We start from the raw sequence: 26,881 nt of genomic DNA, 5'->3' as shown, positions 1-26,881 counted from the left end.
TTCGTAGGAAGCAAGTTGCCTGGTTTGGGGTGAACTTCGGGGCTGGACAGGTTTTGACGGTGCGTAGTCTGTGCGCCATGCAGTCCACCGGGAACCGAGTGACGTTTGGGGACGTCGTCGTGCTCGGTGCGGTACGGATGAATGCGAACCCGGCCGCATCCGTACTTTGGGGGGACCGGAAACCAGCCGCCGTTTCCAGGCGCGCACGGGTGCGCCTGCCCAAGGAGTAATCGTTCGATGAGCGAGCACCGTCGCAAACCGCCGCAGCCGCAGGGAGGCGGACGTGCCGAAGCCCGACGCGGCCCGTCCTCCGGCCGCCGCGCGGCGCCGCGAGGCGCAACCGAGTCTCCTTCCGACTCCTATGGATCGGATTCCTATGGGTTGGGTCCCTACGGAGCGGAAGGTGAAGTGCGCCAGTCCGGAGGCCGCGCCGAATCCCGGCGAGCCTCGCAGAGAAGTACTGGCGCACGTCGCAGAGAGCCCGAGGGCGGCGGACGTCGCGGTGGTCCCAACGGCCCGAACGGGCCCGGGCGCGGACGAGGCCGTGCGGCGGGTCCTCCGCCCAAGAAGCGCTTCATCGACTATCCGCGCGCGGGCAAGTACGGAGTGGCGCGCTGGATGCCGTCGTGGCGGCAGGTGACGGGACTGTTCATCGGCTTCGTCGGCAGTCTCGTGGCGGTCGCCGGCGTCGGTTACGCCCTGGTCGGCGTGCCGGATGTCGCGAAGGCCGCCAATGCCCAGAACAACGTCTACTACTGGGCCGACGGCAGCCAGATGGTGGCGACCGGTGGCGAGACGAACCGACAGATCATCGGCTACGAGCAGATTCCCCCGGCGATGCGCTACGCCGTGATGTCGGCCGAGAACAAGACGTTCGAGACCGACAGCGGTGTCGACCCGATGGGTATCGCCCGTGCCCTGTTCAACATGGCCAAGGGTGGTCAGACACAGGGTGGTTCGACGATCACCCAGCAGTATGTGAAGAACGCCCGGCTGGACGACCAGTCGCAGACGCTCACGCGAAAGTTCAAGGAGCTGTTCATCTCCATCAAGGTCGGCACCAACGTCGACAAGAGGGAGATCATGGCCGGCTACCTGAACACCGCCTACTACGGCCGTGACTCCTACGGCCTGCAGGCAGCCGCCCGCTCGTACTTCAACAAGAACGCCAAGGACCTGGACGCCAGCCAGTGTGCATTCCTGGCGGCGGTGCTGAAGGGCGCCACGTACTACGACCCGGCCGGCGCGCCGTCCGTCGACCCCGTGAACGCCACCCAGGCAGCCAACACCAAGCGGGCCGTGGAGCGGTGGAGTTGGATCCTCGACGAGGAGGTCAAGGACGGGCGCATGACCGCGGCCGAGCGTGCCAAGATCACGGCCTTCCCGAGGATCCAGAACCCGCGTTCCAACACCGCGCTGAGCGGCCAGATCGGCTACCTCGTCGACCTTGCCAAGGGCTACCTCATCAACAACACCGACAAGACCGGGATCACCGCCAACCAACTGCAGCAGGGCGGCTACTCGATCTACACGACCTTCGACAAGAAGAAGGTCCAGGCGCTGGAGAAGGCGGTCACGAAGGTTCGGAAGGCGAACATCAAGCCCGACGAGCGCCCCAAGACCGACAAGTACGTCCAGTTCGGCGGAGCCTCCGTCGACCCGACGACGGGCGCGATCAAGGCTGTCTACGGCGGTGAGGACGCGACCAAGCACTTCACCAACAACGCCGACACGACGGGCGCCCAGGTGGGTTCGACGTTCAAGGCGTTCGTACTCGCCGCAGCGATGAAGTGGGGCGTCCGGGATCCGGACCTGGGGGCGACACAGGCCCAGGACGAGAGGACCCAAGTCTCCCCGGACAGCATCTACAGCGGCAAGAACAAGCTGAAGATCAAGAACTACGACAACACCATTTGGAAGGACAAGGAGGACAAGGAGTGGCTGCAGCGCAACGACGGCGACGAGTCGTACAACGCGCCCAGCTTCCGGATCGACCTGCGTGAGGCGATGCGGGTCTCCGCCAACTCCGCCTACGTTCAGCTCGGCATGGATGTCGGCCTGGACAAGGTCAGGGAATCCGCCACCGACGCCGGCCTTCTCGACAGCAGCCTGGCCAGCGCCGACTTCCCGTCGTTCTCGATCGGTACCTCGGACCCGAGCGCGATCCGCATGGCAGGCGCCTACGCGACCTTTGCGGCCAGCGGCAAGCAGAACACCCCGTACTCGGTCGAGACGGTCAACAGCAAGGACGGCACGGTCTTCGAGCACAAGAAGATCGCCAGCCCCAAGCAGGTGTTCACCGCCCAGGTCGCCGACAACGTCACCGACGTTCTCAAGACCGTGGTCGACGACGGAACGGGTACGGCCGCTCAGCTGACCGGCCGTGAGGTGGCCGGCAAGACCGGTACCACCGACGGCAACAAGTCGGCCTGGTTCGTCGGCTTCACCCCGCAGCTGTCCACCGCGATCAGCATGTTCCGGATGGACGACGACGAGACCAACAAGAACCGCGAGTTCCTGGAGATGTACGGCACGGGTGGCCAGGCGAAGATCCACGGCGCCTCGTTCCCGGCCGAGATCTGGCACGACTACATGGAACAGGCGCTCAAGGGCACGCAGCCGAAGAACTTCCCGACTCCCGAGCCCTACGGCGAGGTCGTTGACGAGGACCCGCTGCCGAGCCCGACGCCCTCTGTCACCGAGTCGGAGGAAGCGACGCCGACGCCGAGCCCGACGCCCACTGAGGAAGAGGTCGAGCCCTCCCCCTCGCCGTCACCGAGCGAGTCCTGCGGCACCTTTGACGTCACCTGCGGAGACACCGGAGGGACCGATACGGGCGGCACGGACGAAGGCACTACCGACGGCGGAGTGACATCCAGTCCGACTCCCACGGAGAGCGAAGACGAGAGCAACGGCAACGCGAACGGCAACGGTGGCAATAACGGAGGCATCTTCGGCTGACCCAGTGGCTGGCCGAAGCAGCGCCCGGCGCGGGTGTTTCACGTGAAACACCGATCCGATTCACGCTGTTTCACGTGAAACATGGGGCCGTCGCACCGACCAGGTGCGGCGGCCCTCGACGTGTTCCTAGGTGGGTACGGCAGGATGTCGCCCATGCCCAGTGCAGAGACGACGCAAGTGAGCGTGCGCGAGCAGGACCCGGTACGGCCGACCAGGGACGACGAGATCGCCGTGGCCGGCAGTGAGCTGATCGGCGGCCCCATCGGGCGACGTGCCCTGCTGGGGACGTCCTGGTGGACTCCGGTACGAGTGGTCGCACTCGTGGCGATCGGCATGTTCGCCCTCGGCCTGGTCCAGAAGGCGCCCTGCTACAACGGGGGCTGGTTCTTCGGGGCCAGCTCGCAGTACACGCACGCCTGCTACTCCGACATTCCGCACCTCTATCAGGGCCGCGGATTCGCCGACGGACTCGTGCCGTACTTCGACAAGATCTCCGGCGACATGGAGTACCTCGAATACCCGGTGCTGACCGGCGTGTTCATGGAGGTGGCGGCCTGGCTCACGCCCGGCAGCGGGACCATCCAGCACCAGGAGCAGTGGTACTGGTTCGTCAACGCCGGAATGCTGATGGTGTGCGCGGCGATCATCGTCGTATGCGTGTCACGCACGCACGCACGGCGCCCCTGGGACGGTCTGCTGGTCGCCCTGGCGCCTGCTTTCGCGCTCACCGCCACCATCAACTGGGACCTCCTGGCGGTCGCTCTGACGGCCGCTGCGATGCTGATGTGGTCTCGAGGTCGGTCACTCGCCTTCGGTGTCCTCCTGGGGCTCGCCACGGCCGCCAAGCTCTATCCCGTCCTGCTGCTGGGACCCCTGCTCGTGCTGTGCTGGCGCGCGGGCAAGTGGCGGCCGTTCGGCAAGGCGCTGGGAGGAGCAGTCGTCGCCTGGCTCGCGGTGAACCTTCCGGTGATGTACTTCGCCTTCGACGGCTGGTCGAAGTTCTACACGTTCAGCCAGGAACGGGGCGTCGACTTCGGTTCCTTCTGGCTGGTCATCGCCCAGCGCTTCGACTATCCGTTCACCACCGAAACCGTCAACACCTTCGCGATGCTGCTGATGCTGGCGTCGGCCGCGGGCATCGCGGCACTCACGCTGACCGCCCCGCGCCGGCCCCGCTTCGCCCAGCTGGCCTTCCTGATCGTCGCGGCCTTCATCCTCACCAACAAGGTCTACTCACCCCAGTACGTCCTGTGGCTGGTCCCCCTTGCCGTACTGGCCCGCCCGAAATGGCGGGACTTCCTCATCTGGCAGGCGTGCGAGGTCGCGTACTTCCTCGGGATCTGGATGTACCTCGCCTACACGACCAGCGGTGACGCCCACAAGGGTCTGCCCACCGAGGGCTACCAGTTCGTCATCGGCGTCCACCTGGTGGGCACGCTGTACCTCTGCGCCGTGGTCGTCAGGGACATCCTCATGCCGGAACGGGACGTGGTGCGCCGGGCCGGCGACGACGATCCGTCAGGGGGCGTGCTCGACGGTGCGCAGGACGTCTTCGTAGTCGGCCCGGCGGCTCATCCGCCGCGGCACGCCGCGCAGTTCGACGGGCCGCAGGTGGAGTGGGGCAGCGAGCGGGCACGGGAGGACGACGACCGTTCGCTCTGAGCGAACACGGCTTGGAGGCGCTACGTGAAAGGCCGTACACGGATTCCGTGTACGGCCTTTCAGGCAACCTGCTCCAGGTAGGTCAGCGGTCGACGATCCGGTCGAACTGCGTGGTGGTGTGGCGCAGATGGGCCACCAGTTCCTCGCCGACCTTCGGCTCGCGGGCGTCGGCCGAGGGCACGAAAAGGATCGAGACCTGCATGTGCGGCGGCTCGGCGAACCAGCGTTGCTTGCCGTCCCAGACGAACGGGGCGAGATTCCGGTTGACCGTGGCGAGGCCGGCGCGGGCGACGCCCTTGGCGCGCGGCATGACGCCGTGCAGGGCCTTGGGGGCCTCCAGGCCCACCCCGTGTGACGTACCGCCCGCCACGACCACCAGATAGCCGTCCGAGGCCGCTTTCTGCTGCCGGTAGCCGAAGCGGTCGCCCTTGGCCACGTGGGTGACGTCCAGGACCGCGCCGCGGTACTCCGTGGCCTCGTGGTCGCCCAGCCACAGCCGGGTGCCGATACGGGCGCGGAAGCGGGTCTGCGGGAACTGCTGCTGAAGTCGCCCGAGGTCCTCGGCCTTGAGGTGGCTGACGAACATGGTGTGCAGGGGCAGCCTGGCCGCGCGCAGCCGGTCCATCCAGCCGATGACCTCCTCCACGGCGTCCGAGCCGTCGGTGCGGTCCAGCGGCAGGTGGATCGCGAAACCTTCGAGGCGCACGTCCTCTATGGCCGCGTGCAGCTGGGGCAGCTCCTGCTCGGTCACACCGTGACGCTTCATGGAGGACATGACCTCGATGACGACACGGGCTCCGACGAGGCCGTGCACCCCGTCCACCGACGACACCGAGCGGATGACGCGATCGGGCAGGGGCACGGGCTCCTCGCCCCGCCTGAAGGGCGTCAGCACCAGCAGGTCCCCGCTGAACCAGTCCTTGGTCCGCGCGGCCTCGTACGTCGTTCCGACGGCGAGGATGTCCGAGCCCAGTCGCGTGGCTTCTTCCGCCAGCCGCTCGTGCCCGAAGCCGTACCCGTTGCCCTTGCAGACCGGGACGAGCCCCGGGAACTGCTCGGACACGTGCTTGTGGTGCGCACGCCAGCGCGCGGTGTCGACGTAGAGCGTGAGCGCCATGGCCGGGACCTGGAACCTTTCTCGTGGCTGCGGTGCATCAGTGGTGTGAACGGGAATTCCGGTACATCAACGGCGCGACATGTAGATGTCGAGCGCCTTGTGGAGCAGCTTGTTGAGCGGGAAGTCCCACTCGCCGAGATACTCGGCAGCCTGCCCACCCGTGCCGACCTTGAACTGGATCAGACCGAAGAGGTGGTCCGTCTCGTCCAGCGAGTCGGAGATGCCGCGCAGGTCGTAGGCGGTGGCGCCCAGCGCGTAGGCGTCGCGCAGCATCCGCCACTGCATGGCGTTCGAGGGGCGGACCTCACGCCCGATGTTGTCCGAGGCGCCGTAGGAGTACCAGACGTGCCCGCCGACGATCAGCATCGTCGCGGCCGACAGGTTCACTCCGTTGTGGCGGGCGAAGTAGAGCCGCATACGGTTGGGGTCCTCGGTGTTGAGGGCCGTCCACATGCGCTGGAAGTACGACAGCGGGCGGGGCCGGAAGTGGTCGCGCACCGCTGTGATCTCGTACAGCCGCTGCCACTCCTCCAGGTCGTTGTAACCGCCCTGGACCACCTCGACACCGGCCTTCTCGGCCTTCTTGATGTTGCGGCGCCACAGCTGGTTGAAGTTCTGGTGGACCTCTTCCAGCGAACGGTTCGCGAGCGGCACCTGGTAGACGTAGCGAGGCTGTACGTCGCCGAAGCCGGCCCCGCCGTCCTCGCCCTGCTGCCAGCCCATGCGACGCAGCTTGTCGGCGACCTCGAAGGCGCGCGGCTCGATGAAGTCGGCCTCGATGTCGCGCAGGCGCTTCACGTCCGGGCTCTGGATGCCCGCCTTGATGGACGTGGCCTCCCATCGCCGGATGATCACCGGCGGGCCCATCTTCACGGAGAAGGCGCCCTGCTGCTTGAGATGGGCCAGCATCGGCTGGATCCAGTCGTCGAGATTCGGCGCGAACCAGTTGATGACCGGGCCCTCGGGCAGATAGGCCAGATACCGCTTGATCTTGGGCAGCTGGCGGTACAGCACGAGACCGGCGCCGACCATGTCGCCCGTCCGGTCGTCGAACCACCCGAGGTTCTCCGAGCGCCACTCCGCCTTGACGTCTGCCCAGGCCGGAACCTGCATGTGGCTCGCCGACGGCAGGCTCTGGATGTACGCCAGATGCTGCTCACGGCTGATCGTCCTCAGGGTCAGGCTCATTCCGGGCGCTCCTCGGGCTGGTGTGTCCCCATGGGTACAGGGGCTCCGGCTCTCGCGCCGAAGCCTACTGCGCCCTGCGAGCGCCTCGTCTGGCCGTACGGCACCTGTGCCCCGGCCTTACCTCGGCCGGGGCACCAGGGGGTGGTCCGCGTCAGCCGATCACACCGCCGAAGAGACCGCCGTGCGCCATGCCGAGGAAGAAGCCGACCGCGGCGGCGCCGAGGCCCAGGATCAGTCCGAAGCGTTCGCGGGTCGTCTCCGAGACGAACTGTCCGTACGCGCCGGTGAGGATCCCCACCAGGCCGGCCCAGGAACTGAGCAGATGCAGACTGTGGAACATCGCCGTGACGAAGGCCGTCAGCCCGAGCACCAGAGTCACAGCGAGCAGGCTGTCCTGGAGCGGATGGGGCTTGCCGTCGGTGGCGAAGAGAGATCCGGCGGTGTTCGGTCGCAATGCCTGTGCCATGTGGCACCTCCTGCGGAAGGCGGCGCATCGTAGCGCCATACACACCCGATGTGTACAGATTGACGGTCACCGGGGCCTGATTTCAACCGGAAGCGCAGTGCGGGTAGTCTGTACCGTCTGCACCGGTGTCTGCCCATGCCGTGACGAGGAATCCTTCGGAAACCTCCGACTGTCAGTGGCTGCCGATACCGTTGCGTACGCATAACAACCCTCCTGCCACGGAACGACCGTGGCCGCTGAGTCCAAAGGAGGTGGGTTCCACATGCGTCACTACGAAGTGATGGTCATCCTCGACCCCGAGCTGGAGGAGCGCGCTGTCGCCCCTCTGATCGAGAACTTCCTCTCCGTCGTCCGTGAGGGCAACGGAAAGGTCGAGAAGGTCGACACCTGGGGCCGTCGTCGTCTCTCGTACGAGATCAAGAAGAAGCCCGAGGGCATCTACTCGGTCATCGACCTGCAGGCCGAGCCTGCGGTCGTCAAGGAGCTCGACCGCCAGCTGAACCTGAACGAGTCGGTCCTCCGGACCAAGGTGCTCCGCCCCGAGACCCACTGAGCTTCCGCTCAGCTGATCCCGGGATTCGAGTAGCAGCAACCAAGCAGCCAGAGCAGCAAACCCGCCGAGAGGTTCCCCCATGGCAGGCGAGACCGTCATCACCGTCGTCGGAAACCTGACCGATGATCCCGAGCTGCGCTTCACCCCGTCCGGCGCGGCCGTCGCGAACTTCACGATCGCGTCGACGCCTCGGACGTTCGACCGCCAGACCAACGAGTGGAAGGACGGCGACGCGCTGTTCCTTCGCGCGTCGATCTGGCGCCAGGCCGCAGAGAACGTCGCTGAAACGCTGACGCGCGGTATGCGCGTCGTCGCTCAGGGACGACTTCGGCAGCGTTCGTACGAGACCCCCCAGGGCGAGAAGCGGACGGTCGTGGAGCTCGAGGTCGACGAGATCGGCCCCTCGCTGCGCTACGCCACTGCCAAGGTCACCAAGACCCCCGGTGGTCGTGGTGGCCAGGATGGCGGTGGGTTCGGTGGTGGCCAGCAGGGTGGCGGTCAGCAGGGCGGTGGCGGCTGGGGCGGAGGTCCCGGTGGTCAGCAGGGCGGTCAGGGCGGAGCCCCCGCCAGTGACCCCTGGGCGACCGGTGCCCCGGCCGGCGGCGGTCAGCGGCAGGGCGGTGGCGGTAGCTGGGGTGGAAACTCCGGCGGTTCCGGCAGCTCTGGCGGCTCCGGCGGCGGCTACTCGGACGAGCCCCCTTTCTAGGCCTTTGGGCCGAGGGGTGGGCTGTACCCACACTTCTTGATCACACAGGAGAAACACCATGGCGAAGCCGCCTGTGCGCAAGCCTAAGAAAAAGGTCTGCGCTTTCTGCAAGGACAAGGTCCAGTACGTGGACTACAAGGACACGAACATGCTGCGGAAGTTCATTTCCGACCGCGGCAAGATCCGTGCCCGCCGCGTGACCGGCAACTGCACGCAGCACCAGCGTGACGTCGCCACGGCTGTCAAGAACAGCCGTGAGATGGCGCTGCTGCCCTACACGTCCACCGCGCGATAAGGGAAGGGTGACCGACTAATGAAGATCATCCTCACCCACGAGGTCTCCGGCCTCGGCGCCGCGGGCGACGTCGTCGACGTCAAGGACGGCTATGCTCGCAACTACCTGATCCCACGGAACTTCGCGATCCGTTGGACCAAGGGTGGCGAGAAGGACGTCGAGCAGATTCGTCGCGCTCGCAAGATCCACGAGATCCAGACCATCGAGCAGGCCAACGACATCAAGGCCCGCCTCGAAGGCGTCAAGGTCCGTCTGGCCGTCCGCTCCGGCGACGCCGGTCGTCTCTTCGGTTCCGTCACCCCGGCCGACATCGCCACGGCGATCAAGGCTTCCGGTGGCCCCGACGTCGACAAGCGCCGCATCGAGCTGGGCGCGCCCATCAAGACGCTCGGCGCCCACGAGACGTCGGTGCGTCTGCACCCCGAGGTTGCCGCCAAGGTCAACATCGAGGTCGTCGCCGCCTGAGCGTTGCGCTCACTGGAGTAGTTGTAGGGCCGCATCCTCCGGGGTGCGGCCCTACTGCGTGAGCGGAATTGTGAGCGCAAGGCGTAGCGGGCGTGGGTCTCTGGTTGTGCGGGGACCAAGCACGCCGATGTTTCACGTGAAACGGCAGAAATCTGGCGATGTTTCACGTGAAACAGCGGGACGGGGAACAGCGGGACGGGGAACAGCGGGACGGGGAACAGCGGGACGGGGAACAGCGCGGTACGGCGAACTCGGCGTTCTCCGTACGCTCAGCGGATGGCTCCCGTGACCATCCAGCGGCCTGAGCGGGCTCGCAGCCACAGGGTGAGCATGCGGACGGTCATCATGAGCGTCATCGCTCCCCAGAGGGCGGTGAGGCCGCCGCCAAGGGTTGGCACAAGCAGGGCAACCGGTGCGAAGGCGGCCAGTGTGATCAGCATCGCCCAGGCCAGGTAGGTGCCGTCGCCCGCGCCCATCAGTACGCCGTCCAGGACAAAGACGATCCCGCAGATCGGTTGGGACAGCGCGACCATGAGCAGGGCCGGCAACGCGGTGTCCTTGACCACCGAGTCGCTGGTGAACAGGGGCAGGAACAAGGGGCGGCTGACGATCACCAGCAGGCCGAGCACGATTCCGGTGGCGATGCCCCACTCGACCATTCGGCGGCAGGCTTCGCGTGCGCCCTTGGTGTCGTCAGCGCCGAGATAGCGCCCGATGATGGCCTGCCCTGCGATGGCGATCGCGTCGAGCGCGAAAGCGAGCAGGCTCCACAAGGACAGGATGATCTGGTGTGCGGCGACGTCCGCGTCCCCGAGCCGTGCGGCAACGGCCGTGGCGATCACGAGGATCGCCCGCAGAGAGAGGGTACGCACGAGGAGCGGCGCGCCCGCCTGGGCGGAGGCCCGTATCCCCGCGGTGTCGGGGCGCAGCGAGGCGCCATGCCGGCGGGCGCCCCGGACGACGACCGCGAGATAGGCCGCCGCCATGCCCCACTGGGCGATGACGGTGCCCCAGGCGGAACCCGCGATGCCGAGGTCCGCTCCGTAGACGAGGCCCATGTTCAGGGCGGCGTTGGCGACGAAGCCCGCGATGGCTACGTACAGCGGGGTTCTGGTGTCCTGGAGACCGCGCAGAACGCCGGTGGAGGCGAGGACGACGAGCATGGCCGGGATACCGAGTGCCGAGATCCGCAGATAGGTGGCCGCGTACGGGGCCGCGGTGTTCGAGGCGCCGAAGAGGTCCACGAGTGCGGGTGCCGAGGGCAGGACGGCGGCAATGACCGCTGAGCCGAGCAGTAGGGCGAGCCAGATGCCGTCCACACCCTGGCGGATGGCGGCCTGGAGATCGCCTGCGCCGACGCGTCGGGCGACGGCGGCCGTGGTGGCGTACGCGAGGAAGACGAAGACGCTGACCGCTGTGGTGAGCAGGACAGAGGCGATGCCGAGCCCGGCGAGTTGCGCTGTGCCGAGGTGGCCGATGATCGCGCTGTCGGCGATGACGAAGAGAGGCTCGGCGATGAGAGCGCCGAAGGCAGGTACAGCCAGTGCGACGATCTCTCGGTCGTGCCGGCGCCGGGTCGCCCTGGGTTCAGCGGGAGCCTGTGTCATGACCACCAATCTAATCTTCCACAGGTAATAGATGCAATCTGCCTGGGACTATTACCTGCTCTCCTGAGGCGCGTGTCACGGTGTGCCGCTTGTGGAGATCTTGGCCCGATGCGGAAAGTTTTTCTTCTGCACAGCCGGTGGACGGGAAACGCGCTGGTCAGAAGCGGTGTGTCGAATGCCGCGAAAGCTTGTTCACAGGGCTGTCCACCGGGTCGTGCACAGGTTTTGCGGAGTTCTCCACAGCATCCGGGCCGTCGTCCACATGGCCTGTGGATAACCAGATTGGCTGACGGTGCAGACGGGCCTACGGTGGTGCGGCGCCCGCTCCTTCTCCCAGCCTCGGAAACGTCACAAAACCGACGCGCCGGAACCGGAGTTGGGCGTCTTATTTGTCAGTGCCGTGCCGTAGAAAAGAGGGGCACGGCGAGGTCCGCTCGGCGGACGGGAGGAGGTGGCTCGGTGAGTATTTCCGAGCCTTTGGACGATCCTTGGGCCGACAGCGGTCCCAGTGATCGTCTGCCCCCCTCCCGACAACGCCGTGAAGGGGGCCGGGGCCGTGACGAACAGCACGACCGCGGACGCGAAAGCGGCGCGTGGGAAAGCGAGGGCACGTCTTTCGAGCGCGTACCGCCCCAGGACCTCGACGCCGAGCAGTCGGTCCTCGGCGGCATGCTCCTGTCCAAGGACGCGATCGCGGACGTCGTCGAGGTGCTCAAGGGCCACGACTTCTACCGGCCCGCACACGAGATCGTCTACGGGGCGATCCTCGATCTCTACGCGAAGGGCGAGCCGGCCGACCCCATCACGGTCGCGGCCGAGCTCACCAGACGGGGCGAGATCACCAAGGTCGGCGGTGCTCCCTATCTGCACGCGCTGGTGCAGACGGTGCCGACGGCGGCGAACGCCGAGTACTACGCGGAGATCGTGCACGAGCGCGCGGTTCTGCGGCGGCTGGTCGAGGCCGGAACCCGCATCACCCAGATGGGATACGCGGCCGACGGAGACGTCGACGAGATCGTCAACAGCGCCCAGGCCGAGATCTACGCGGTCACCGAGCAGCGCACCACGGAGGACTATCTGCCGCTCGGCGACATCATGGAGGGTGCGCTCGACGAGATCGAGGCGATCGGCTCGCGTTCGGGGGAGATGACCGGTGTGCCGACCGGGTTCACCGACCTCGACCAGCTCACCAACGGTCTGCACCCCGGCCAGATGATCATCATCGCGGCCCGCCCCGCCATGGGTAAGTCGACGCTGGCGCTGGACTTCGCTCGTGCCTGCTCGATCAAGCACAACATGCCGAGCGTGATCTTCTCCCTCGAAATGGGCCGCAACGAGATCGCGATGCGTCTGCTGTCCGCGGAGGCACGCGTGGCACTTCACCACATGCGCTCCGGCACGATGACCGACGAGGACTGGACCCGGCTAGCCCGCCGCATGCCGGATGTCTCGGCCGCTCCTCTTTACATCGACGACTCCCCGAACCTGTCGATGATGGAGATCCGTGCCAAGTGCCGCCGCCTCAAGCAGCGCGCGGACCTGAAGCTCGTGATCATCGACTACCTCCAGCTGATGCAGTCCGGCGGCAAGCGTTCCGAGAGCCGACAGCAGGAGGTCTCCGACATGTCGCGAAACCTGAAGCTCCTGGCCAAGGAGCTGGAGCTGCCCGTGATCGCGCTGTCGCAGCTGAACCGTGGCCCCGAGCAGCGTACGGACAAGAAACCCATGGTCTCCGACCTGCGTGAGTCCGGCTCCATCGAGCAGGACGCGGACATGGTGATCCTGCTGCACCGTGAGGACGCGTACGAGAAGGAGTCTCCGCGCGCGGGTGAGGCGGACATCATCGTCGGCAAGCACCGAAACGGCCCGACGGCGACGATCACGGTCGCCTTCCAGGGGCACTATTCGCGGTTTGTGGACATGGCCCAGACGTGACGCGTGTCTGTGTAGGGTCTCGCGGCTAATGTCGTAATCTCACGGGCTGTGTCGTACCGATGTCGTATATGACATCACCATAAGACCAGCGCGTGGGTGCTGCTGCTCAGCGCCTCGTCTCGTACCTGGTCAGGACCACGCCGCCGGGCAACGTCCGCGTCTCCACCAGGTTCAGGTTCACCCAGCTGTCCAGCGCGGTGAAGAACGGCGTGCCGCTGCCCACCAGGACCGGATGGGCGGCGATCACGTACTCGTCGATCAGCCCGGCGCGCATGGCCGTCCCGGCGAGCTTTGCGCCGCCGATGTTCATCGGGCCGCCGTCCTCGGCCTTGAGCCGGGTGATCTCGGCGATCGCGTCGCCGGTGACCAGGCGGGTGTTCCAGTCGACCTTGTCGATCGTCGAGGAGAACACCACCTTCGGCGTGTCCCGCCAGTTCCGCGCGAACTCGATCTCTGCCGGGGTGGCGCCCGGCTGCTGGTCGCCCGTCGGCCAGTAGGAGCTCATCGTCTCCCACAGCTTGCGCCCATACAGCGACAGGCCACTCGCCTGCTCGTGGTCGAGCCACCACTGGAACAGCTCGTCGCTCGGCGGTCCGCCCCAGCTGATGTCGTCGCCTGCCGCGGCGATGTAGCCGTCCAGGGTCAGGTTCATGCCGTAGATCAGTTTCCGCATGGCTCAGCCTTCCGTTCGTGGGTGTCCGGTGTGTAGACCAGCGCGGTGCGGGAAACTCATCGGTGCACGAGGTCACGCAAGATCGACATGTCACGAGCGGCGAGACCCTACAGTCACACGGCGGCGCGCAAATAGGCTCGACGCAACGCAGCACGACCGATGAACTTGCCCCATGACAACACCTCAGGACGAGCTTCTTCCCGGCACGCGGCGGGCCTTGCTGCATCGGGTCGCTGTTGCCCAGAGTGAAGGGCGGGCACCGTCGTTGGTCGCGGCGGTGGTGCGTGGCGGGGAGACGGTGTGGACGGGGGCGCGGAGCTCGGTGGACGGCCATGCGCCCGATGCCAACGTGCAGTACCGGATCGGTTCGATCACCAAGACCTTCACCGCCGTACTGGTGATGCGGCTGCGCGACGAGGGGCTTCTCGACCTCGTCGACCCGCTGGAGAAACACCTGCCGGGTACCGGCGCGGGGGAGGCGACCATCGCCGAACTGCTCGCGCACACCGGTGGGCTGGCGGCCGAGTCGCCCGCACCTTGGTGGGAACGGACACCCGGATCGCTGCGACCCGAGCTGGCCGACGTACTCGGGAAGCGGCCGTTGCTGCATCCCGTGGGTCGACGCCACCACTACTCGAACCCTGGCTACAGCGTTCTCGGTGCGCTGGTCGAGGAACTGCGCGGTGCCCCGTGGGAGGACGTGCTGCGGCGTGAGGTGCTCGAACCCCTGGGGCTGGAGCGGACCAGCGGGCAGCCGCAGGCACCGCACGCGGGTGGCTGGGCGGTGCATCCCTGGGCCGATGTGCTGCTGCCGGAGCCGACGGAGGACCTCGGACGGATGGCGCCGGCCGGTCAGCTCTGGTCCACCACAGGAGACTTGGCGCGCTTCGCTGTCTTCCTCGCCAGGGGGGACGACCGGGTGCTGAGCGCTGCGTCCGTTGCGGAGATGCGTACGCCGGCAGCTCCGGCCGAGCCGGAGGACGTGGCCGCGGGTGCGGCGTACGGCCTCGGTATGCAGGTCCAGTACCGGGACGGCCGGCTGCTGGTGGGGCACGGAGGGTCGCTGCCCGGGTTTCTGGCGAGCCTCACCATCAGCGTGGCGGACGACCTCGCGGCTGTCGTCCTGGCCAACTGCACCTCTGGTCCGCTGGTGTCCGTGGCCGCCGCCGACCTCGTGAAGATCGTCGCGGAGGCCGAGCCGCGGATTCCCGAGCCATGGCGCCCGTTGCCCGAAGTCGACAGGGCCGTACTGGAGTTGGCGGGCCAGTGGTACTGGGGGACCACCCCGTATGCCCTGCGGCTGTCGGTCGATGGGGGCGTCTCGCTGGGGCCCTTGGGTGACGTCGGCCGACGCTCGCGCTTCAGGCCGAACGGTGACGGCACCTGGACGGGCCTCGACGGGTACTTCGCCGGAGAGCTTCTGCGGGCCGTACGGCGGCCGAACGGAATCGTGGACCACCTGGACCTGGGGTCGTTCGTCTTCGTGCGTCAGCCGTACGACGAGGGCGCTTCAGTGCCGGGCGGGGTGGATCCGGAAGGGTGGCGGGGGATCAGGTAGGCGCCGACTGCGAGGAAGCGTCATGTTTCACGTGAAACATGACGCTTCCTCCCGGTGTTCAGAGCTGGAGTTTGAAGCCCACGTGTGAAGGCGTGAAGCCGAGCCGTTCGTAGAAACGGTGGGCGTCCGTGCGCGTGACGTCCGAGGTCAGCTGAACCAACTGGCAGTTCTCCCGGCGTGATGTGTTGATCGCCCACTCGATGAGCTCTCCGCCGAGGCCGCTGCCGCGTTCGGCGGAGTGAACGCGCACACCCTCGATGATCGACCGGGTCGCGCCTTTGCGGGACAGTCCGGGAACGATCGTGAGCTGGAGCGTGCCGACCACGCGCCCCTCGCGGACCGCGACGACCAGGCGCTGGTTCGGGTCGGCGGTCAGACGGGCGAGCGCGGTCAGATACGGGGTCAGGTCATCCGGTGACTCGCGCTGCGCGCCCAGCGGGTCGTCGGCGAGCATGCCGACAATCGCGGGAACGTCCTTCGTGGCCGCTGGCCGTATCTCAAGATCTCCCATGGCCGCACCCTATGCGGGGAGGTTCACCGACTCCACGGCCCGGACCAGTGGAGCCAGCTCCGGATTCATGGCCGCCTCGTCGAGGGCCTCGCGAAGCGCGACGTCATTGGTGGGACGTGCCTCGTCGAGGAGCTTGAGCCCTGCGTCGCTGACGTTCGTGTAGATCCCGCGGCGATCGGTGGGGCACAGATAGCGGGCCAGCAGTCCGCGGTCCTCGAGTCTGGTGACCAGTCGTGTCGTGGCGCTCTGGCTGAGGGCGACCGCGTCGGAGACCGCCTTCATCTGCAGATGGCCGCCCACGCCGTCATGCTGCCGGCTGAGGACATCCAGCAGCGAGTACTCGCGCACGCTCAGCCCGTGCCTGCTCTGCAGGGCGCGCTCGATGTGCGCCTCGATCTTCCCGTGCAGCAAGGAGAGCGCGCACCAGCTCTGGGAGAGGGCGGTGAGCGCGGGGTCCGTCGCCGGCATTGGCTGTCTCCTCTGTCCCTGGAGCGGCTGACCCCAGGATAGGCCACAGACGCGATAGTCGCCTGGCGCACTTAACCCGCGTATGCAACTATTATGTGAGCAGTTAATGAGCTTACGCAACGTCTCTGGAAGGCGCACTCACCTCATGCCTCTCGCGCTCCTGGCCCTCGCGATCGGGGCCTTCGGCATCGGAACGACGGAATTCGTGATCATGGGCCTGCTGCCCGACGTCGCGAGCGACTTCGGGGTATCCATCCCGGCCGCCGGGTTTCTCGTGACCGGCTATGCGCTCGGTGTCATGGTCGGAGCCCCGATCATGACGGCCCTCGGTACCAGGGTCTCCCGCAAACTGATGCTCATGCTGCTCATGGGGCTGTTCATCATCGGCAACCTGCTCTCCGCCGTCGCCCCCGCATTCGCCGTCATGCTGATCGGCCGCGTGGTCGCCTCGCTGGCCCATGGAGCCTTCTTCGGGATCGGCTCGGTCGTCGCGGCCGATCTGGTCGCCCCGGACAAACGGGCCGGCGCCATCGCGACGATGTTCACCGGACTCACCGTCGCCAACGTCGTCGGCGTTCCACTGGGTACCTTCGTCGGACAGGCCGCCGGCTGGCGGGTCACCTTCGTCATCGTGGCCGGACTCGGCGTTCTCGGTCTGGCCGGCGTCGCCAAGCTCGTCCCCGACCTGCCCAACGCGCAAGGCGTGCACCTGCGTGACGAGCTGGCTGCCTTCAAGAACGTTCAGGTTCTGCTCGCCATGGCGATGACCGTTCTCGGCTTCGGCGGTGTCTTCGCCGCCATCACCTACATCGTGCCGATGATGACCCACGTCGCCGGTTTCGCGGACGGCTCCGTCACCTGGCTGCTGGTCCTCTTCGGCCTCGGCATGGTCGGGGGCAACCTGGTCGGCGGCAGGTATGCGGACCGCGCCCTGATGCCCCTGCTGTACGTCTCTCTGGGTGCTCTGGCAGTCGTACTCGCCCTCTTCACGGTCACCGCCCACCACAAGGTCCTCGCGGCCGTCACGATCGCGCTGATCGGTGCGCCGGGCTTCGCCACCGTCCCGCCGTTGCAGAAGCGGGTCATCGACCAGGCGCACGGCGCGCCGACGCTGGCCTCGGCCGTCAACATCGGCGCCTTCAACCTCGGCAACGCGCTCTCCGCCTGGCTCGGAGGCACGGTGATCGCAGCGGGTCTTGGATACACCGCCCCCAACTGGGTCGGCGCCGCGCTCGCCACCGGCGCCCTGCTCCTGGCCTTCCTGTCGGCCGCTCTGGAGCGCCGCCCCACCGCACCCCGTTCGGTCGTCGCCGGCGGCACGCCTGCCAGGCAGCAGGCGGCCCTCCGCCGGTGACCCGGGCGGTCGGCGCGGCCCTCAGCCGGCGGCCACCGTCAGAGGCGCGAACCGCCGCGTCCAGTCACCCGGCAGTTCGGGGATTCCGTACGTCATCACCGCGTTGAGGCCCACCTGAGCCAGTCCGCGCTCCTTCACCCAGGCCAGCAGTTCCTCGTGCCGTACGTCGATGTCGGTGCGCAGTGGACGGTCGGTGTGGGCGGCGAGGGAGGTGAGGAGCGCTTTCGCCGTCTCCGTGTCGCGGGCGATCAGCGGACCGACGACATGGGTGTCCATGTTGGGCCATGCCGCCGCGTACCCGATGATCCGGCCGTTCTCCTCGGCGACGCGCAACTGGTCGGAGAAAGCAGGCAGCCGAGTGATGACGGGGGTGCGGTCGATGCCGAACACCTTCTCGTCGAGCCGGATGATTTCGGCGAGATCCTCGGCCGTGGCCGCGCGCGTGCCGACTTCGGGGTCCGGTCCGCCAGACGTGAAGCGTCCGCGTACTGTCTCGGACCCGCCCGTGACCTTGAAACCGAGTTCTTCGTAGAGCGGGCGGCCGTTCGGGGTCGCGTACAGCGTCAGTGGCGTGGTGCCCATCGCGGCGACGATGTGCCGCATCAGCCGCCGCCCGACGCCCTGGCGGGCATACCGCTCGGCGACGAGCACCATGCCGATGGCTCCCAACTCGGGGTTTCCATACTGTCCGTACTCGGTGACGACGCAGGCGGTGACCAGTCCGCCGCCGGGGTCGTCGATTCCGTAGCCCTTGCCTGCTGTGAGCAGGAGACCCCACTTGTGCTCCTCACGGGGCCAACCCCGGTCCTCGGACAGGTCGGCGCAGGCGGTGAGATCGCGATGCGTCAGACGGCGGATGGGCAGATCAGCGAGGGAAGGAGTCGGCACGCACGTCAGGCTGTCCGACCGGCGCCCCCTGCGTCCACCTGTTTGCGGTCGGCCGCACGCTCTTTTGGCCATGTCGTGCCGGTCCGTACAGCGCATGGACAGATGTTTCACGTGAAACGTTGAGCAACGGTCATCGGGCGACAGGCCCTAGCCTCGGCACTCATGACGCGACTGCATCTCTTCGACCTCGACGGAACACTGCTGCACGGCTCGGCCGCCCCCGTCGAGATATCCCGGCAACTTGGGCTCGACCGTGAAATCGCCGAGCTGGAGCGGGACTTTGTGACACGGCGTGTCGAGCCCGCGGAGTACGCGCGGCGCGTGCACCTCCTCTGGGCGGAGCTGACAGTGGCCCATATCGACGCGGCCTTCGCGGAAGCGCCCTGGCTGCGGCGGATCAGGGAGACATGGGATGCGATCCGGGACCGAGGGGAGTACTGCGCCGTTGTCTCTCTGTCGCCCTCGTTCTTCGTCGAACGGCTGATGGGGTGGGGCGCTCATGCGGCCCATGGCTCACGCTTCCCGGCGGTGCCCTTCACGGAGCCGCTGGATCCCACCGGAATCCTGACGCCCGCGGCCAAGGTGGAGATCGCGGACCGGCTCTGCGGGCAGTTCGGGCTGACCCGGGCGGACTGTGTCGCGTACGGCGATTCGCTCTCGGACGTGGACCTCTTCGGGGTGGTGCCGGTCTCCGTCGCGGTCAACGCCGACCGTCGTCTGGCCGGCCTCGCGACCCACACCTACGCGGGGCAGGATTTGTGGGATGCCTATGAATTGGTGTGCGGCGCACGGTAGTTGAGGGAATTGATGGTTCGCCCCTTGCTCGTCAGCGGTGAACAATGGCGGGACTTGTGTGCTCGGCGACGGCCGGTATGGTCGACTCCGGTTCTCGTCCAAGCGAGGGTGCGTATCCAGCGCACGCGGCAAGAGCAGGGCAACGCACCCTAACGGGACGGAGAGATCGAAGACTCGCATTTCCGGTTACGCGGCGGAGGTCCGGGTTGGATGTGGCCGCATTGGACAGGGGGCGAACGGGAAAAACCAGCCGTCAGCGGGGGAACGCGAGCACATTCCGACCCAGGAAGTGCGCAGACCGACCGAAAGATGTTCGAGGCGAGGCAGACCATGGACGCTCCGACCACCACGCCGGCCGACAACGGCACTTCCGGCGACAGCGGCGGGGGCGGCTGGTTCAAGCCGCACAAGCAGCCGGAGACACCCCCGGGCGGCGAGCAGGAGGCAACAGAAGGCAATCGGCTGGCCGCGCTCCGTCCCGTGGGCAGGCCCAGTACGGGCGTCGCCCCGAGCTTCTCGCCGGATGCCAACGCCCGTCCGGCTGGGGCAGAGCCTCCGCCGGCGCGGGAACGAATACCCGCGCCGCCGCCCGAGCTCCCGGCGATCCCTCCCGCTCCCGCGCCCCTGCCTCCCCTGCCCCTCGTTCCCGCGTCACCGCTTCCCGCGCCCTTCACTCCCGCGCCCTCAGCCGCCGAGAACCCGGTTCGCCCACCCTTCGCCCCGGTGACCCCGGCTTCCGGACCGCCGGCTCCCGGCATGTCGGCGGGGGCACCCGAACCCCCTCCCCCCGCGCCGCGCGCCGAGCCGCTCCAGCAGGCGTCCCCGGACGCAGTGCTCATCCGGCGGACGATGGAAGCGGTCGGTCCCGTCGCGGACAAGGCCACCTCGTACTTCTACGCTCTCCTCTTCGTTCGTCATCCCGAACTGCGTTCACTTTTCCCGGCGGCGATGGACACCCAGCGGGACCGGCTGCTCAAGGCACTGCTCACCGCCGCCGAGCACATCGACAACACCGAGATCCTCGTCGCGTATCTGAGGAACCTCGGCCGCGGCCACCGCAAGTACGGCACCCGGCCCGAGCACTACCCGGCCGTCGGTGAGTGCCTCATCGGCGCGCTGAGCCGCTACGCCGCCGCGATCTGGGACCAGGAGACCGAGGCGGCGTGGGTACGGGCGTACACGACGATGTCCCAGGTGATGATCGACGCTGCGGCCGTCGACGAACTGCGCGCTCCGGCATGGTGGTTCGGGGAGGTGGTCGCGCACGACCTCAGGACCCCGGACATCGCCGTCATCACCGTCAGGCCCGACCAGCCGTACCCGTTCCTCGCCGGGCAGTACACGAGCCTGGAGACGCCGTGGTGGCCCCGGATCTGGCGGCACTACTCCTTCGCCTCGGCGCCCCGCTCCGACGGTCTGCTGTCGTTCCATGTGAAGGCGGTTCCTGCGGGCTGGGTCTCCAACGCGCTGGTGCACCGTGCCCAACCCGGCGACATCGTCCGGCTCGGCCCGCCCGCCGGCACGATGACCGTCGACCACACCACCGACAGCGGGCTGCTCTGTCTGGGCGGCGGCACCGGCATCGCGCCCATCAAGGCACTGGTCGAGGACGTCGCCGAGCACGGTGACCGGCGGCGGGTCGAGGTCTTCTACGGCGCCCGTACAGATCTCGACCTGTACGACATCGACGCCATGCTGCGGCTCCAGCAGAGCCACTCCTGGCTGGCGGTGCGCGCGGTCATAGACCAGCAGGCACATCCGCAGCTCCCCGACGCCGTACGGGAGTACGGGCCCTGGTACGAGTACGACGCCTATCTGTCGGGCCCGCCCGGGATGATCCGCAACGGGGTGGACACGCTGCTGCGCACCGGTTTCCCCCCGGAGCGGATCCGCCACGACTCGGTGGAGGAACTGGTCGTCACCGGGAGCTGACCCGGTTGGGCGCTGTCAGCCCAGGTCGGGCGCGTGCATCGCCCGTACGCCCTCGATGTTCCCGTCCAGATAGTGGCGCAGCGACAGTGGCACGAGATGGACGGAGGCGATGCCTACCCGGGTGAAGGGGATGCGGACGATCTCGTACTCGCCGCAGGGCTCGTCGACTTCGGGGCCGTGCCGCAGCGAGGGGTCCATGCTCTCCAGCCGGCACACGAAGAAGTGCTGCACCTTCACGCCCGTAGCGCCGCCGTCCGCGCCGATGTGCTCGACGGTGTCCACGAAGCAGGGCACCACATCGGTGATCTTGGCACCCAGCTCTTCGTGCACTTCACGGTGCAGGGCGTCGACGACGGTCGTGTCGTCCGGTTCGACGCCTCCGCCCGGAGTGAGCCAGTAGGGATCGACACTCGGCTTGGTCCGCTTGATGAGGATCAGGTCGTCGCCATCGAGCAGGATGGCGCGTGCGGTGCGCTTGACCACAGGTCGGACGGTCATGGGAGAAATGTGGCCCGGCTGGTTCCACGTGAAACATGTCGGCCCCCCACGAAGTGCTCTCGGTGAAGCAAAGAGCGTGGATCGCATGAGGTGAAATGCGATGTTTCACGTGAAACATCGCAGAGGTCCGGAGACGTCCGCAGAAGGGTCTCAGGCCCTACGGCGGCTCAGTTCCAGTCGGTCGCCGCGTGCTGGAGCCATTCGTGCGCCCGTGTGATGTGCGGCATCGCCAGTGTGCCGGTGCGGACCACCAGGAAATACGTCCGCAGTGGGGGCACCGCCGGATCGAGCAGAGCAACCACCTCACCGCGTCCCAGCGCCGGCGCGCACAGATACCGGGGCAGTACCGCGATCCCCGCACCCGCGGACGCGCAGGCGAGTACGGCGCGCAGGTCGGGCACGATGACGGTGCCCGAGCCGGCGGGGTGGGAGCCGAAGACAGCGGCCCAGTAGCGGGCGACGAGTGGCAGCGACTCATGGACCTCCACGAGGGGGAGGTTCTGCAGAACGGACGCCCCCTTGCGGCGGAGCTTCCCGGGGCCGATTTCGGCGGCCCAGCGCGGAGCGGCGACCAGGACGTGTTCCTCGTCGCAGAGCGCAGTCGCCGTGAGCAGGGTGCCGCGCGGACGGGTCGTCGTGATGGCCAGATCATGGTGCCCGGCGGACAGGCCCTCCAGAGTTTCCTCGGCATTGCCGAAGGAGACCCGAAGGGCGAAGCCCTGGCCGTCGTCCCCGGTCAGCTCCGTAAGCGCGGGCAGCGCGCGTTCCGCGGTGAACTCAGGTGGCCCGGCGAGGTGCAGCGTGCGTACGGAGGAGTCCTCGTCCAGTCCGGTCTCGGTGATCTCCACGAGCGCGTCGAGATGCGGCGCGGCCTTGTGCGCGAGCTCGTCGCCGATGGTCGTGGGGGTCACGCCACGGGCCTGGCGCAGGAACAGAGGGCGCCCCAGCTGCCGCTCCAGGGTGCGGATCTGCGAGGTGACGGCAGGTTGCGAGAGGCCGAGCAGGGCGGCGGCACGAGTGAAGGAGCCGGCTCGGTGGACGGTCACGAAGGTGCGCAGCAGGGCCAGGTCCATGACGCTCTCCCCCTTCACTGACCTTCTCTCGACCTCCCGGCCCTGGCCAACTATAAATAAGTCGATAGGACCCTGTCGCTACAGTGATTGGACACTGACACAGAGTCAACTAGCCTTGTTCGCGCGGTTCTTCGCGCGCGGGACCGCGGCGGTCCGAGCCACGAGGGGGGAGGCTCGGACCGCCACCGGGGGGCGGCGGAGTACCTCTGGACCCCTGCCTCGTCCCGTCAGTCCGTCGACTCCTCCAACGCGCGCAGCACATCCGCGACCAGGTCTCCCGGGTCCTCGGCACCGACCGACAAACGAATGAACCCCTCCGGCACGGCGTCCCCGCCCCACCGGCCGCGCCGTTCGGCCGTGGACCGGACCCCACCGAAACTCGTGGCGTCGTCCACGAGCCGCAGCGCGTCGAGAAAACGGTCGGCACGCGCGCGCGTGGGCAGCACGAAGGAAACCACGCACCCATAGCGCCGCATCTGCTGCGAAGCGATCTTGTACGAGGGGTCCTCCGGAAGCCCCGGATAACGCAGCCCGGTCACCTCGGGCCGTCCGCGCAGAGCCTCGGCGAGAGTCAGCGCGGTGGCGTCCTGCCGGTCGACACGCAAGGGGAGGGTGGCGATCGACCGATGTGCGAGCCAGGCCTCCATGGGCCCGGGAACGGCCCCGGCGATCTTGCGCCACCGACGTACGGCGGCCATCGCGGAGGCGTCAGCACCGGTGACGTAGCCGAGCAGTACGTCACCGTGTCCGGTGAGCTGCTTGGTTCCGCTGGCCACGGAGAAGTCGGCGCCGAGCTCCAGCGGGCGCTGGCCGAGCGGGGTCGCCAGGGTGTTGTCGACGGCCACGAGACAGCCACGCGCGTGTGCCGCCTCGGCGAGCCGTCGTACGTCGCACACGTCGAGTCCGGGGTTCGACGGGGTCTCGATCCACAGCAGCCGCGCTCCGTCGAGCACGTCGAGCTGCGCGTTGCCGCCGGTCGGAGCGGTGCGCACCTCGATGCCGTACGCCTCCAGCTGGGCCCGCACCAGGGGCAGCGCCTGGTAGCCGTCGCCGGGCAGGACGACAGTGTCCCCGGTGCGCAGCTGGGAGAAGAGCACCGACGAGACGGCGGCCATCCCGGAGGCGAAGACGAGCGTCTCGACGTCGTCCCGTTCCGGCGCCTCCAGCTCGCCGATGGCGCGCTCCAGCAGCGTCCAGGTCGGGTTCTCGTCGCGGCCGTAGGTGTACGGACCGGTGGGGGCGCCCGGCAAGTGGTAGTGGGCCGCGAACACCGGTCCGGGGAGGGCCGGCGCGTACTTGACCGGCTCGGGCAGCCCTGCCCGCACCGCGCGCGTGCCGTCTCCCATACCTGGGTTCGCGCGAACGCCCGAACTCTCGTTCGCAGCCGAATCAGTCATGCCGTCCGTCCTTCCACTTCCGTCCGTACCGCGGCGAGCAGGCCCACGCTCGCCGCCTCCACCATCTCAAGGCACTCCTCGAAGCCGTCCAGACCCCCGTAGTACGGGTCAGGGACGTCCAGATCGGTACCCGCGGCGGGATCGTACGAGCGCAGTAGACGTACCTTCTCCGCGTCCTGCGGAGCGGGCGCCAGATGACACAGGGCCTTGAGATGGCCTGCGTCGAGGGCGACGACGAGGTCGACGCGGGCGAACCACGCGGCCCGGAACCGGCGGGCCGCGTGATCACCGTCGTAACCGGCCGCCTCCAGCACGGAGACCGTGCGCGGGTCGGCGGCGTCGCCCTCGTGCCAGCCGCCCGTGCCCGCGCTGTCGACCTCGACCAGGCCCGCCAGCCCGGCCTCCTCCACACGCGCGCGGAAGACGGACGCCGCCATCGGGGAGCGGCAGATGTTGCCGGTGCAGACGAAACAGACGCGGTAGGGCATCGGGCGTCCTCAGTCCTCGTCGGGAAGGACGATGTGCAGCGCCCAGGAGACGACCGAGATGATCAGGCCGCCCAGGACGGCCGTCCAGAAGCCCTCGACGTGGAAGCTCAGGTCGAACTTGTCGGCCAGCCACGAGGTGAGCAGCAGCATCAGGGCGTTGACCACGAGGGTGATCAGGCCGAGCGTGAGGATGAACAGCGGGAAGGTGAGCACCTGCACGAGTGGCTTGACGAGGAAGTTCACCAGGCCGAACAGAAGGGCGACGACGATCAGCGTGCCGATCTTCTTGCCCGTGCTGTCACCGGTCAGGGTGATCTTGTCGAGTACCCACACGGCCACGCCGAGGGCACCCGCGTTGGCGAGTGTCTTGACTACGAAATTCTTCATGTGTCTGATCGTGGCAGAAGAGATCGGTTACGAGTGTGGGCGAGGGCGATGAAGGCATTCCGGTTGGATGAACTGGAGGCGGAACGTGCCGCCAACGACGGCGCCTACCTGCAGTTCCTGCACGAACGGAACATGTCGGTCGGCCTGTACGCACTGGACGCGGGCGAGCAGGACCCGCAGCAGCCCCATCGTCAGGACGAGGTGTACTTCGTGGTGAGCGGGCGCGCCGCGATCACGGTCGGCATGGAGACGACCCAGGTGGCACGCGGCAGTGTCGTGTACGTGCCGGCCGGGGTGGCCCACAAGTTCCACCACATCAGCGAGGATCTGCGGGTCATGGTGGTCTTCTCTCCGCCTGAGAGCTGACCCGCTGCCTCGGGGTTCCCTAGGGGATCGATCAGGGGAGGACAAGGGATGCGAGGCCCCCGCCGGGCCCCCTGCCGGCCCTAGCATCGGAGGCGGAACATCGAATGTCCCGGCACGAGCGAAGGGCACAGGCCCCGGCGGATGCGACGGGCCGAGCAGTAAGGAAAAGGGCGATGCGAGAGATCTTCGCGGGAACGCCGTGGTGGGTGAAGTGGGTCGCGGTGCCGGTCATCGCCCTCGTCGTGTTCGGCGGGCTGATAGCGACCGTCGTCGGTTTCGTCATCGGCCTGCTCTTCAAGGCGCTGGTCTTCGTCGCCCTGGTCGGCGGACTCATCTACGTCGTACGGAGGTTCATGTCGAGTTCGTCGTCGCGCAGCGACTGGTGAGAGCGGTGGGGCGAGGGGGGCACGTGAGCCGGCGGGCGGGACGGCACGGGCGGCGGTAACAGAAATCACCCGTTCCCTCGGGCGAGGGAAGTTTCCCGTACGGGCCGTATGTACGCGGTGACAGGCGGTTAGAGTCCGGAATTCGACGCGGGGACAACCCTCGCGGACGGCGTACCCCCTCCTCCCGTGCCCTTCCGTACGGGCAGCCCCCCTCGCCCTCGAGAGTGACCCTCGCCATGGTCGACTCCGCACCAGCGGAACCACAGGCCCCACCCGTACAGCGCCGGCCCGAGCAGCGGACCGCGCCCTCCCCGAGGAATCGCGGCCGACCCACCGAGAGGCGTGTGTCGGCCCTCGTACCCGCACTGGTCCCCGTGCCGACCGCCGAACCGCATCCCACGGCGACCCTCATCGGCTCCGTGCAACGGGCGATGCGTCTGCTGGAGTCCGTCGCCGCGCACGAGCACGGCGCACCGGCCAAACAACTGGCCCGCGAGACCGGCCTCGCCCTCCCGACCGCCTACCACCTGTTGCGGACGCTCGTCTTCGAGGGCTATCTGCGGCGCGAGAAAGGGCTGTTCTTCCTCGGTGAGGCGGCCGAGCGGCTGGGCAGCAGCGGCGCACGGCAGAAACGTCGCAGCACGGTGGTGGACGCCCTCGCGCACTGGCGGGACACCATCGGAGTGCCTGTGTACTACGCGGTGTACCGCGATGGCGAGATCGAGGTCATGTGCGTCTCCGACACCCCCGGCAACCCGGCGGTCGAGGAGTGGGCGGACTTCCGGGAGACCGGCCACGCGCACGCCATCGGACAGTGCCTGCTCTCCCAGTTGGACGAGGAGGGCCGCCGGGACCATCTCGACCGCCACCCCGTACAGACGGTCACCCCCTACACGGTGCGTGACAGCCACACGCTGCTGCGCCGCCTCGACCGGATGCGGCGAATGGAACTGGTCGTGGAGCGGCAGGAGTACGCGCTGGGGACGGTCTGTGCGGCGGTTCCGATCACCATCGGTTCCACGGCTGGCACATTGGCCATTTCTCTACCTTCCCACCAGGCCGATCGACTGCTAGATGCTGCCCAGCAGTTGCAAGCAGAGGTCGGAAGACTGCTGGGGTCGCTCGCGATCTCTATCAGTATCTGAAAACTCA

27 protein-coding genes are annotated in these 26,881 nt (G+C 67.8%); 14 read left to right on the top strand and 13 right to left on the bottom strand.

Annotation, left to right across the window (positions count from 1 at the left end; translation table 11 throughout):
• Window positions 1-237: 237 nt before the first annotated feature.
• Together ACW4TU_RS22240 and ACW4TU_RS22235 are read left to right on the top strand one after the other, a co-directional pair.
• Window positions 238-2,961 (top strand): transglycosylase domain-containing protein, encoded by a 2,724-nt coding sequence (locus ACW4TU_RS22240; RefSeq protein ID WP_457416104.1) that lies wholly within the window; start codon window positions 238-240, stop codon window positions 2,959-2,961.
• A 153-nt stretch (window positions 2,962-3,114) separates the two neighbouring features.
• Complete coding sequence (locus ACW4TU_RS22235) at window positions 3,115-4,623, top strand: glycosyltransferase family 87 protein (protein ID WP_457416102.1); 1,509 nt, start codon at window positions 3,115-3,117, stop codon at window positions 4,621-4,623.
• A gap of 82 nt (window positions 4,624-4,705) precedes the next feature.
• On the opposite strand, the gene ACW4TU_RS22230 is transcribed toward ACW4TU_RS22235, so the two are convergent.
• The 3 genes from ACW4TU_RS22230 to ACW4TU_RS22220 form a co-directional block, all read right to left on the bottom strand.
• On the bottom strand, window positions 4,706-5,740 hold the full coding sequence (locus tag ACW4TU_RS22230) for an alanine racemase (RefSeq protein WP_457416100.1): 1,035 nt from the start codon (window positions 5,738-5,740) through the stop codon (window positions 4,706-4,708).
• A 66-nt stretch (window positions 5,741-5,806) separates the two neighbouring features.
• Window positions 5,807-6,928 (bottom strand): peptidoglycan bridge formation glycyltransferase FemX, encoded by a 1,122-nt coding sequence (femX, locus tag ACW4TU_RS22225; protein WP_457416098.1) that lies wholly within the window; start codon window positions 6,926-6,928, stop codon window positions 5,807-5,809.
• A gap of 151 nt (window positions 6,929-7,079) precedes the next feature.
• Entirely contained in the window at window positions 7,080-7,394 is a 315-nt protein-coding gene (locus ACW4TU_RS22220) for a hypothetical protein (protein WP_457416096.1), read from the bottom strand.
• A 262-nt stretch (window positions 7,395-7,656) separates the two neighbouring features.
• On the opposite strand from ACW4TU_RS22220, the gene rpsF reads away from it, so the two are divergent.
• The 4 genes from rpsF (at window position 7,657) to rplI (ending at window position 9,413) form a co-directional block, all read left to right on the top strand.
• A complete protein-coding gene (gene rpsF, locus ACW4TU_RS22215; RefSeq protein ID WP_329273985.1) occupies window positions 7,657-7,947 on the top strand; it encodes a 30S ribosomal protein S6 in 291 nt (96 codons plus the stop codon).
• Between the two features lie 79 nt (window positions 7,948-8,026).
• On the top strand, window positions 8,027-8,653 hold the full coding sequence (locus tag ACW4TU_RS22210; RefSeq protein ID WP_457416093.1) for a single-stranded DNA-binding protein: 627 nt from the start codon (window positions 8,027-8,029) through the stop codon (window positions 8,651-8,653).
• Window positions 8,654-8,711: 58 nt separating this feature from the next.
• Window positions 8,712-8,948 (top strand): 30S ribosomal protein S18, encoded by a 237-nt coding sequence (gene rpsR, locus ACW4TU_RS22205; protein ID WP_006381652.1) that lies wholly within the window; start codon window positions 8,712-8,714, stop codon window positions 8,946-8,948.
• Between the two features lie 18 nt (window positions 8,949-8,966).
• Window positions 8,967-9,413: a 50S ribosomal protein L9 gene (rplI, locus tag ACW4TU_RS22200; RefSeq protein WP_053746021.1), complete on the top strand. Its 447-nt coding sequence runs from the start codon at window positions 8,967-8,969 to the stop codon at window positions 9,411-9,413.
• 269 nt (window positions 9,414-9,682) lie between these two features.
• Here rplI and ACW4TU_RS22195 read toward each other — a convergent pair whose 3' ends face one another.
• On the bottom strand, window positions 9,683-11,020 hold the full coding sequence (locus ACW4TU_RS22195) for an MATE family efflux transporter (protein WP_457416091.1): 1,338 nt from the start codon (window positions 11,018-11,020) through the stop codon (window positions 9,683-9,685).
• A 459-nt stretch (window positions 11,021-11,479) separates the two neighbouring features.
• On the opposite strand from ACW4TU_RS22195, the gene dnaB reads away from it, so the two are divergent.
• Window positions 11,480-12,955: a replicative DNA helicase gene (dnaB, locus tag ACW4TU_RS22190; protein WP_457416089.1), complete on the top strand. Its 1,476-nt coding sequence runs from the start codon at window positions 11,480-11,482 to the stop codon at window positions 12,953-12,955.
• Between the two features lie 106 nt (window positions 12,956-13,061).
• Here the strand turns inward: dnaB and ACW4TU_RS22185 are convergent, their stop codons facing one another.
• Window positions 13,062-13,628, bottom strand: coding sequence for a dihydrofolate reductase family protein (locus tag ACW4TU_RS22185; RefSeq protein WP_457416087.1), 567 nt, complete (start codon window positions 13,626-13,628; stop codon window positions 13,062-13,064).
• 172 nt (window positions 13,629-13,800) lie between these two features.
• Here ACW4TU_RS22185 and ACW4TU_RS22180 point away from each other — a divergent pair, with 172 nt between their 5' ends.
• A complete protein-coding gene (locus ACW4TU_RS22180; RefSeq protein ID WP_457416085.1) occupies window positions 13,801-15,186 on the top strand; it encodes a serine hydrolase domain-containing protein in 1,386 nt (461 codons plus the stop codon).
• 58 nt (window positions 15,187-15,244) lie between these two features.
• Here ACW4TU_RS22180 and ACW4TU_RS22175 read toward each other — a convergent pair whose 3' ends face one another.
• Window positions 15,245-15,697: a GNAT family N-acetyltransferase gene (locus ACW4TU_RS22175; protein ID WP_457416083.1), complete on the bottom strand. Its 453-nt coding sequence runs from the start codon at window positions 15,695-15,697 to the stop codon at window positions 15,245-15,247.
• Window positions 15,698-15,706: 9 nt separating this feature from the next.
• On the bottom strand, window positions 15,707-16,165 hold the full coding sequence (locus ACW4TU_RS22170; protein ID WP_457416081.1) for a MarR family winged helix-turn-helix transcriptional regulator: 459 nt from the start codon (window positions 16,163-16,165) through the stop codon (window positions 15,707-15,709).
• A 145-nt stretch (window positions 16,166-16,310) separates the two neighbouring features.
• Between ACW4TU_RS22170 and ACW4TU_RS22165 the strand changes: the two genes are divergently transcribed.
• The gene (locus tag ACW4TU_RS22165; protein WP_457416079.1) at window positions 16,311-17,519 is read left to right on the top strand and encodes an MFS transporter; all 1,209 of its coding nucleotides are present in this window, start codon (window positions 16,311-16,313) and stop codon (window positions 17,517-17,519) included.
• Between the two features lie 21 nt (window positions 17,520-17,540).
• On the opposite strand, the gene ACW4TU_RS22160 is transcribed toward ACW4TU_RS22165, so the two are convergent.
• Complete coding sequence (locus ACW4TU_RS22160) at window positions 17,541-18,407, bottom strand: GNAT family N-acetyltransferase (protein ID WP_457416077.1); 867 nt, start codon at window positions 18,405-18,407, stop codon at window positions 17,541-17,543.
• A gap of 162 nt (window positions 18,408-18,569) precedes the next feature.
• Here ACW4TU_RS22160 and ACW4TU_RS22155 point away from each other — a divergent pair, with 162 nt between their 5' ends.
• Window positions 18,570-19,202 carry an HAD family hydrolase gene (locus tag ACW4TU_RS22155; protein ID WP_457416075.1) on the top strand — a complete coding sequence of 211 codons (633 nt, stop codon included), beginning with the start codon at window positions 18,570-18,572 and terminating at the stop codon, window positions 19,200-19,202.
• 330 nt (window positions 19,203-19,532) lie between these two features.
• Window positions 19,533-21,134, top strand: a complete 1,602-nt coding sequence (locus ACW4TU_RS22150; protein WP_457416073.1) for a globin domain-containing protein — start codon at window positions 19,533-19,535, stop codon at window positions 21,132-21,134.
• Between the two features lie 15 nt (window positions 21,135-21,149).
• On the opposite strand, the gene ACW4TU_RS22145 is transcribed toward ACW4TU_RS22150, so the two are convergent.
• The 5 genes from ACW4TU_RS22145 to ACW4TU_RS22125 form a co-directional block, all read right to left on the bottom strand.
• Entirely contained in the window at window positions 21,150-21,632 is a 483-nt protein-coding gene (locus ACW4TU_RS22145) for an NUDIX domain-containing protein (RefSeq protein ID WP_457416071.1), read from the bottom strand.
• Window positions 21,633-21,799: 167 nt separating this feature from the next.
• Window positions 21,800-22,705: a LysR family transcriptional regulator gene (locus ACW4TU_RS22140; RefSeq protein ID WP_457416069.1), complete on the bottom strand. Its 906-nt coding sequence runs from the start codon at window positions 22,703-22,705 to the stop codon at window positions 21,800-21,802.
• A gap of 227 nt (window positions 22,706-22,932) precedes the next feature.
• On the bottom strand, window positions 22,933-24,102 hold the full coding sequence (locus tag ACW4TU_RS22135) for a cystathionine gamma-lyase (RefSeq protein ID WP_457416067.1): 1,170 nt from the start codon (window positions 24,100-24,102) through the stop codon (window positions 22,933-22,935).
• Entirely contained in the window at window positions 24,099-24,590 is a 492-nt protein-coding gene (locus ACW4TU_RS22130) for a low molecular weight protein-tyrosine-phosphatase (protein ID WP_457416065.1), read from the bottom strand. The genes ACW4TU_RS22135 and ACW4TU_RS22130 overlap by 4 nt, the downstream gene beginning before the upstream one ends.
• A gap of 9 nt (window positions 24,591-24,599) precedes the next feature.
• Window positions 24,600-24,977, bottom strand: a complete 378-nt coding sequence (locus ACW4TU_RS22125; RefSeq protein ID WP_457416063.1) for a phage holin family protein — start codon at window positions 24,975-24,977, stop codon at window positions 24,600-24,602.
• Window positions 24,978-25,025: 48 nt separating this feature from the next.
• On the opposite strand from ACW4TU_RS22125, the gene ACW4TU_RS22120 reads away from it, so the two are divergent.
• The 3 genes from ACW4TU_RS22120 to ACW4TU_RS22110 all read left to right on the top strand — a co-directional run bounded on the left by ACW4TU_RS22120 (window position 25,026) and on the right by ACW4TU_RS22110 (window position 26,874).
• On the top strand, window positions 25,026-25,343 hold the full coding sequence (locus ACW4TU_RS22120; RefSeq protein WP_398398204.1) for a cupin domain-containing protein: 318 nt from the start codon (window positions 25,026-25,028) through the stop codon (window positions 25,341-25,343).
• A gap of 173 nt (window positions 25,344-25,516) precedes the next feature.
• Window positions 25,517-25,729 (top strand): DUF5326 family protein, encoded by a 213-nt coding sequence (locus ACW4TU_RS22115; RefSeq protein ID WP_457416060.1) that lies wholly within the window; start codon window positions 25,517-25,519, stop codon window positions 25,727-25,729.
• Between the two features lie 236 nt (window positions 25,730-25,965).
• Window positions 25,966-26,874, top strand: a complete 909-nt coding sequence (locus tag ACW4TU_RS22110) for an IclR family transcriptional regulator (protein ID WP_457416058.1) — start codon at window positions 25,966-25,968, stop codon at window positions 26,872-26,874.
• Window positions 26,875-26,881: the final 7 nt, after the last annotated feature.

This window comes from Streptomyces kryoterrae, from assembly GCF_054072135.1.
This window is presented reverse-complemented; position numbering and strand designations above follow the sequence as displayed.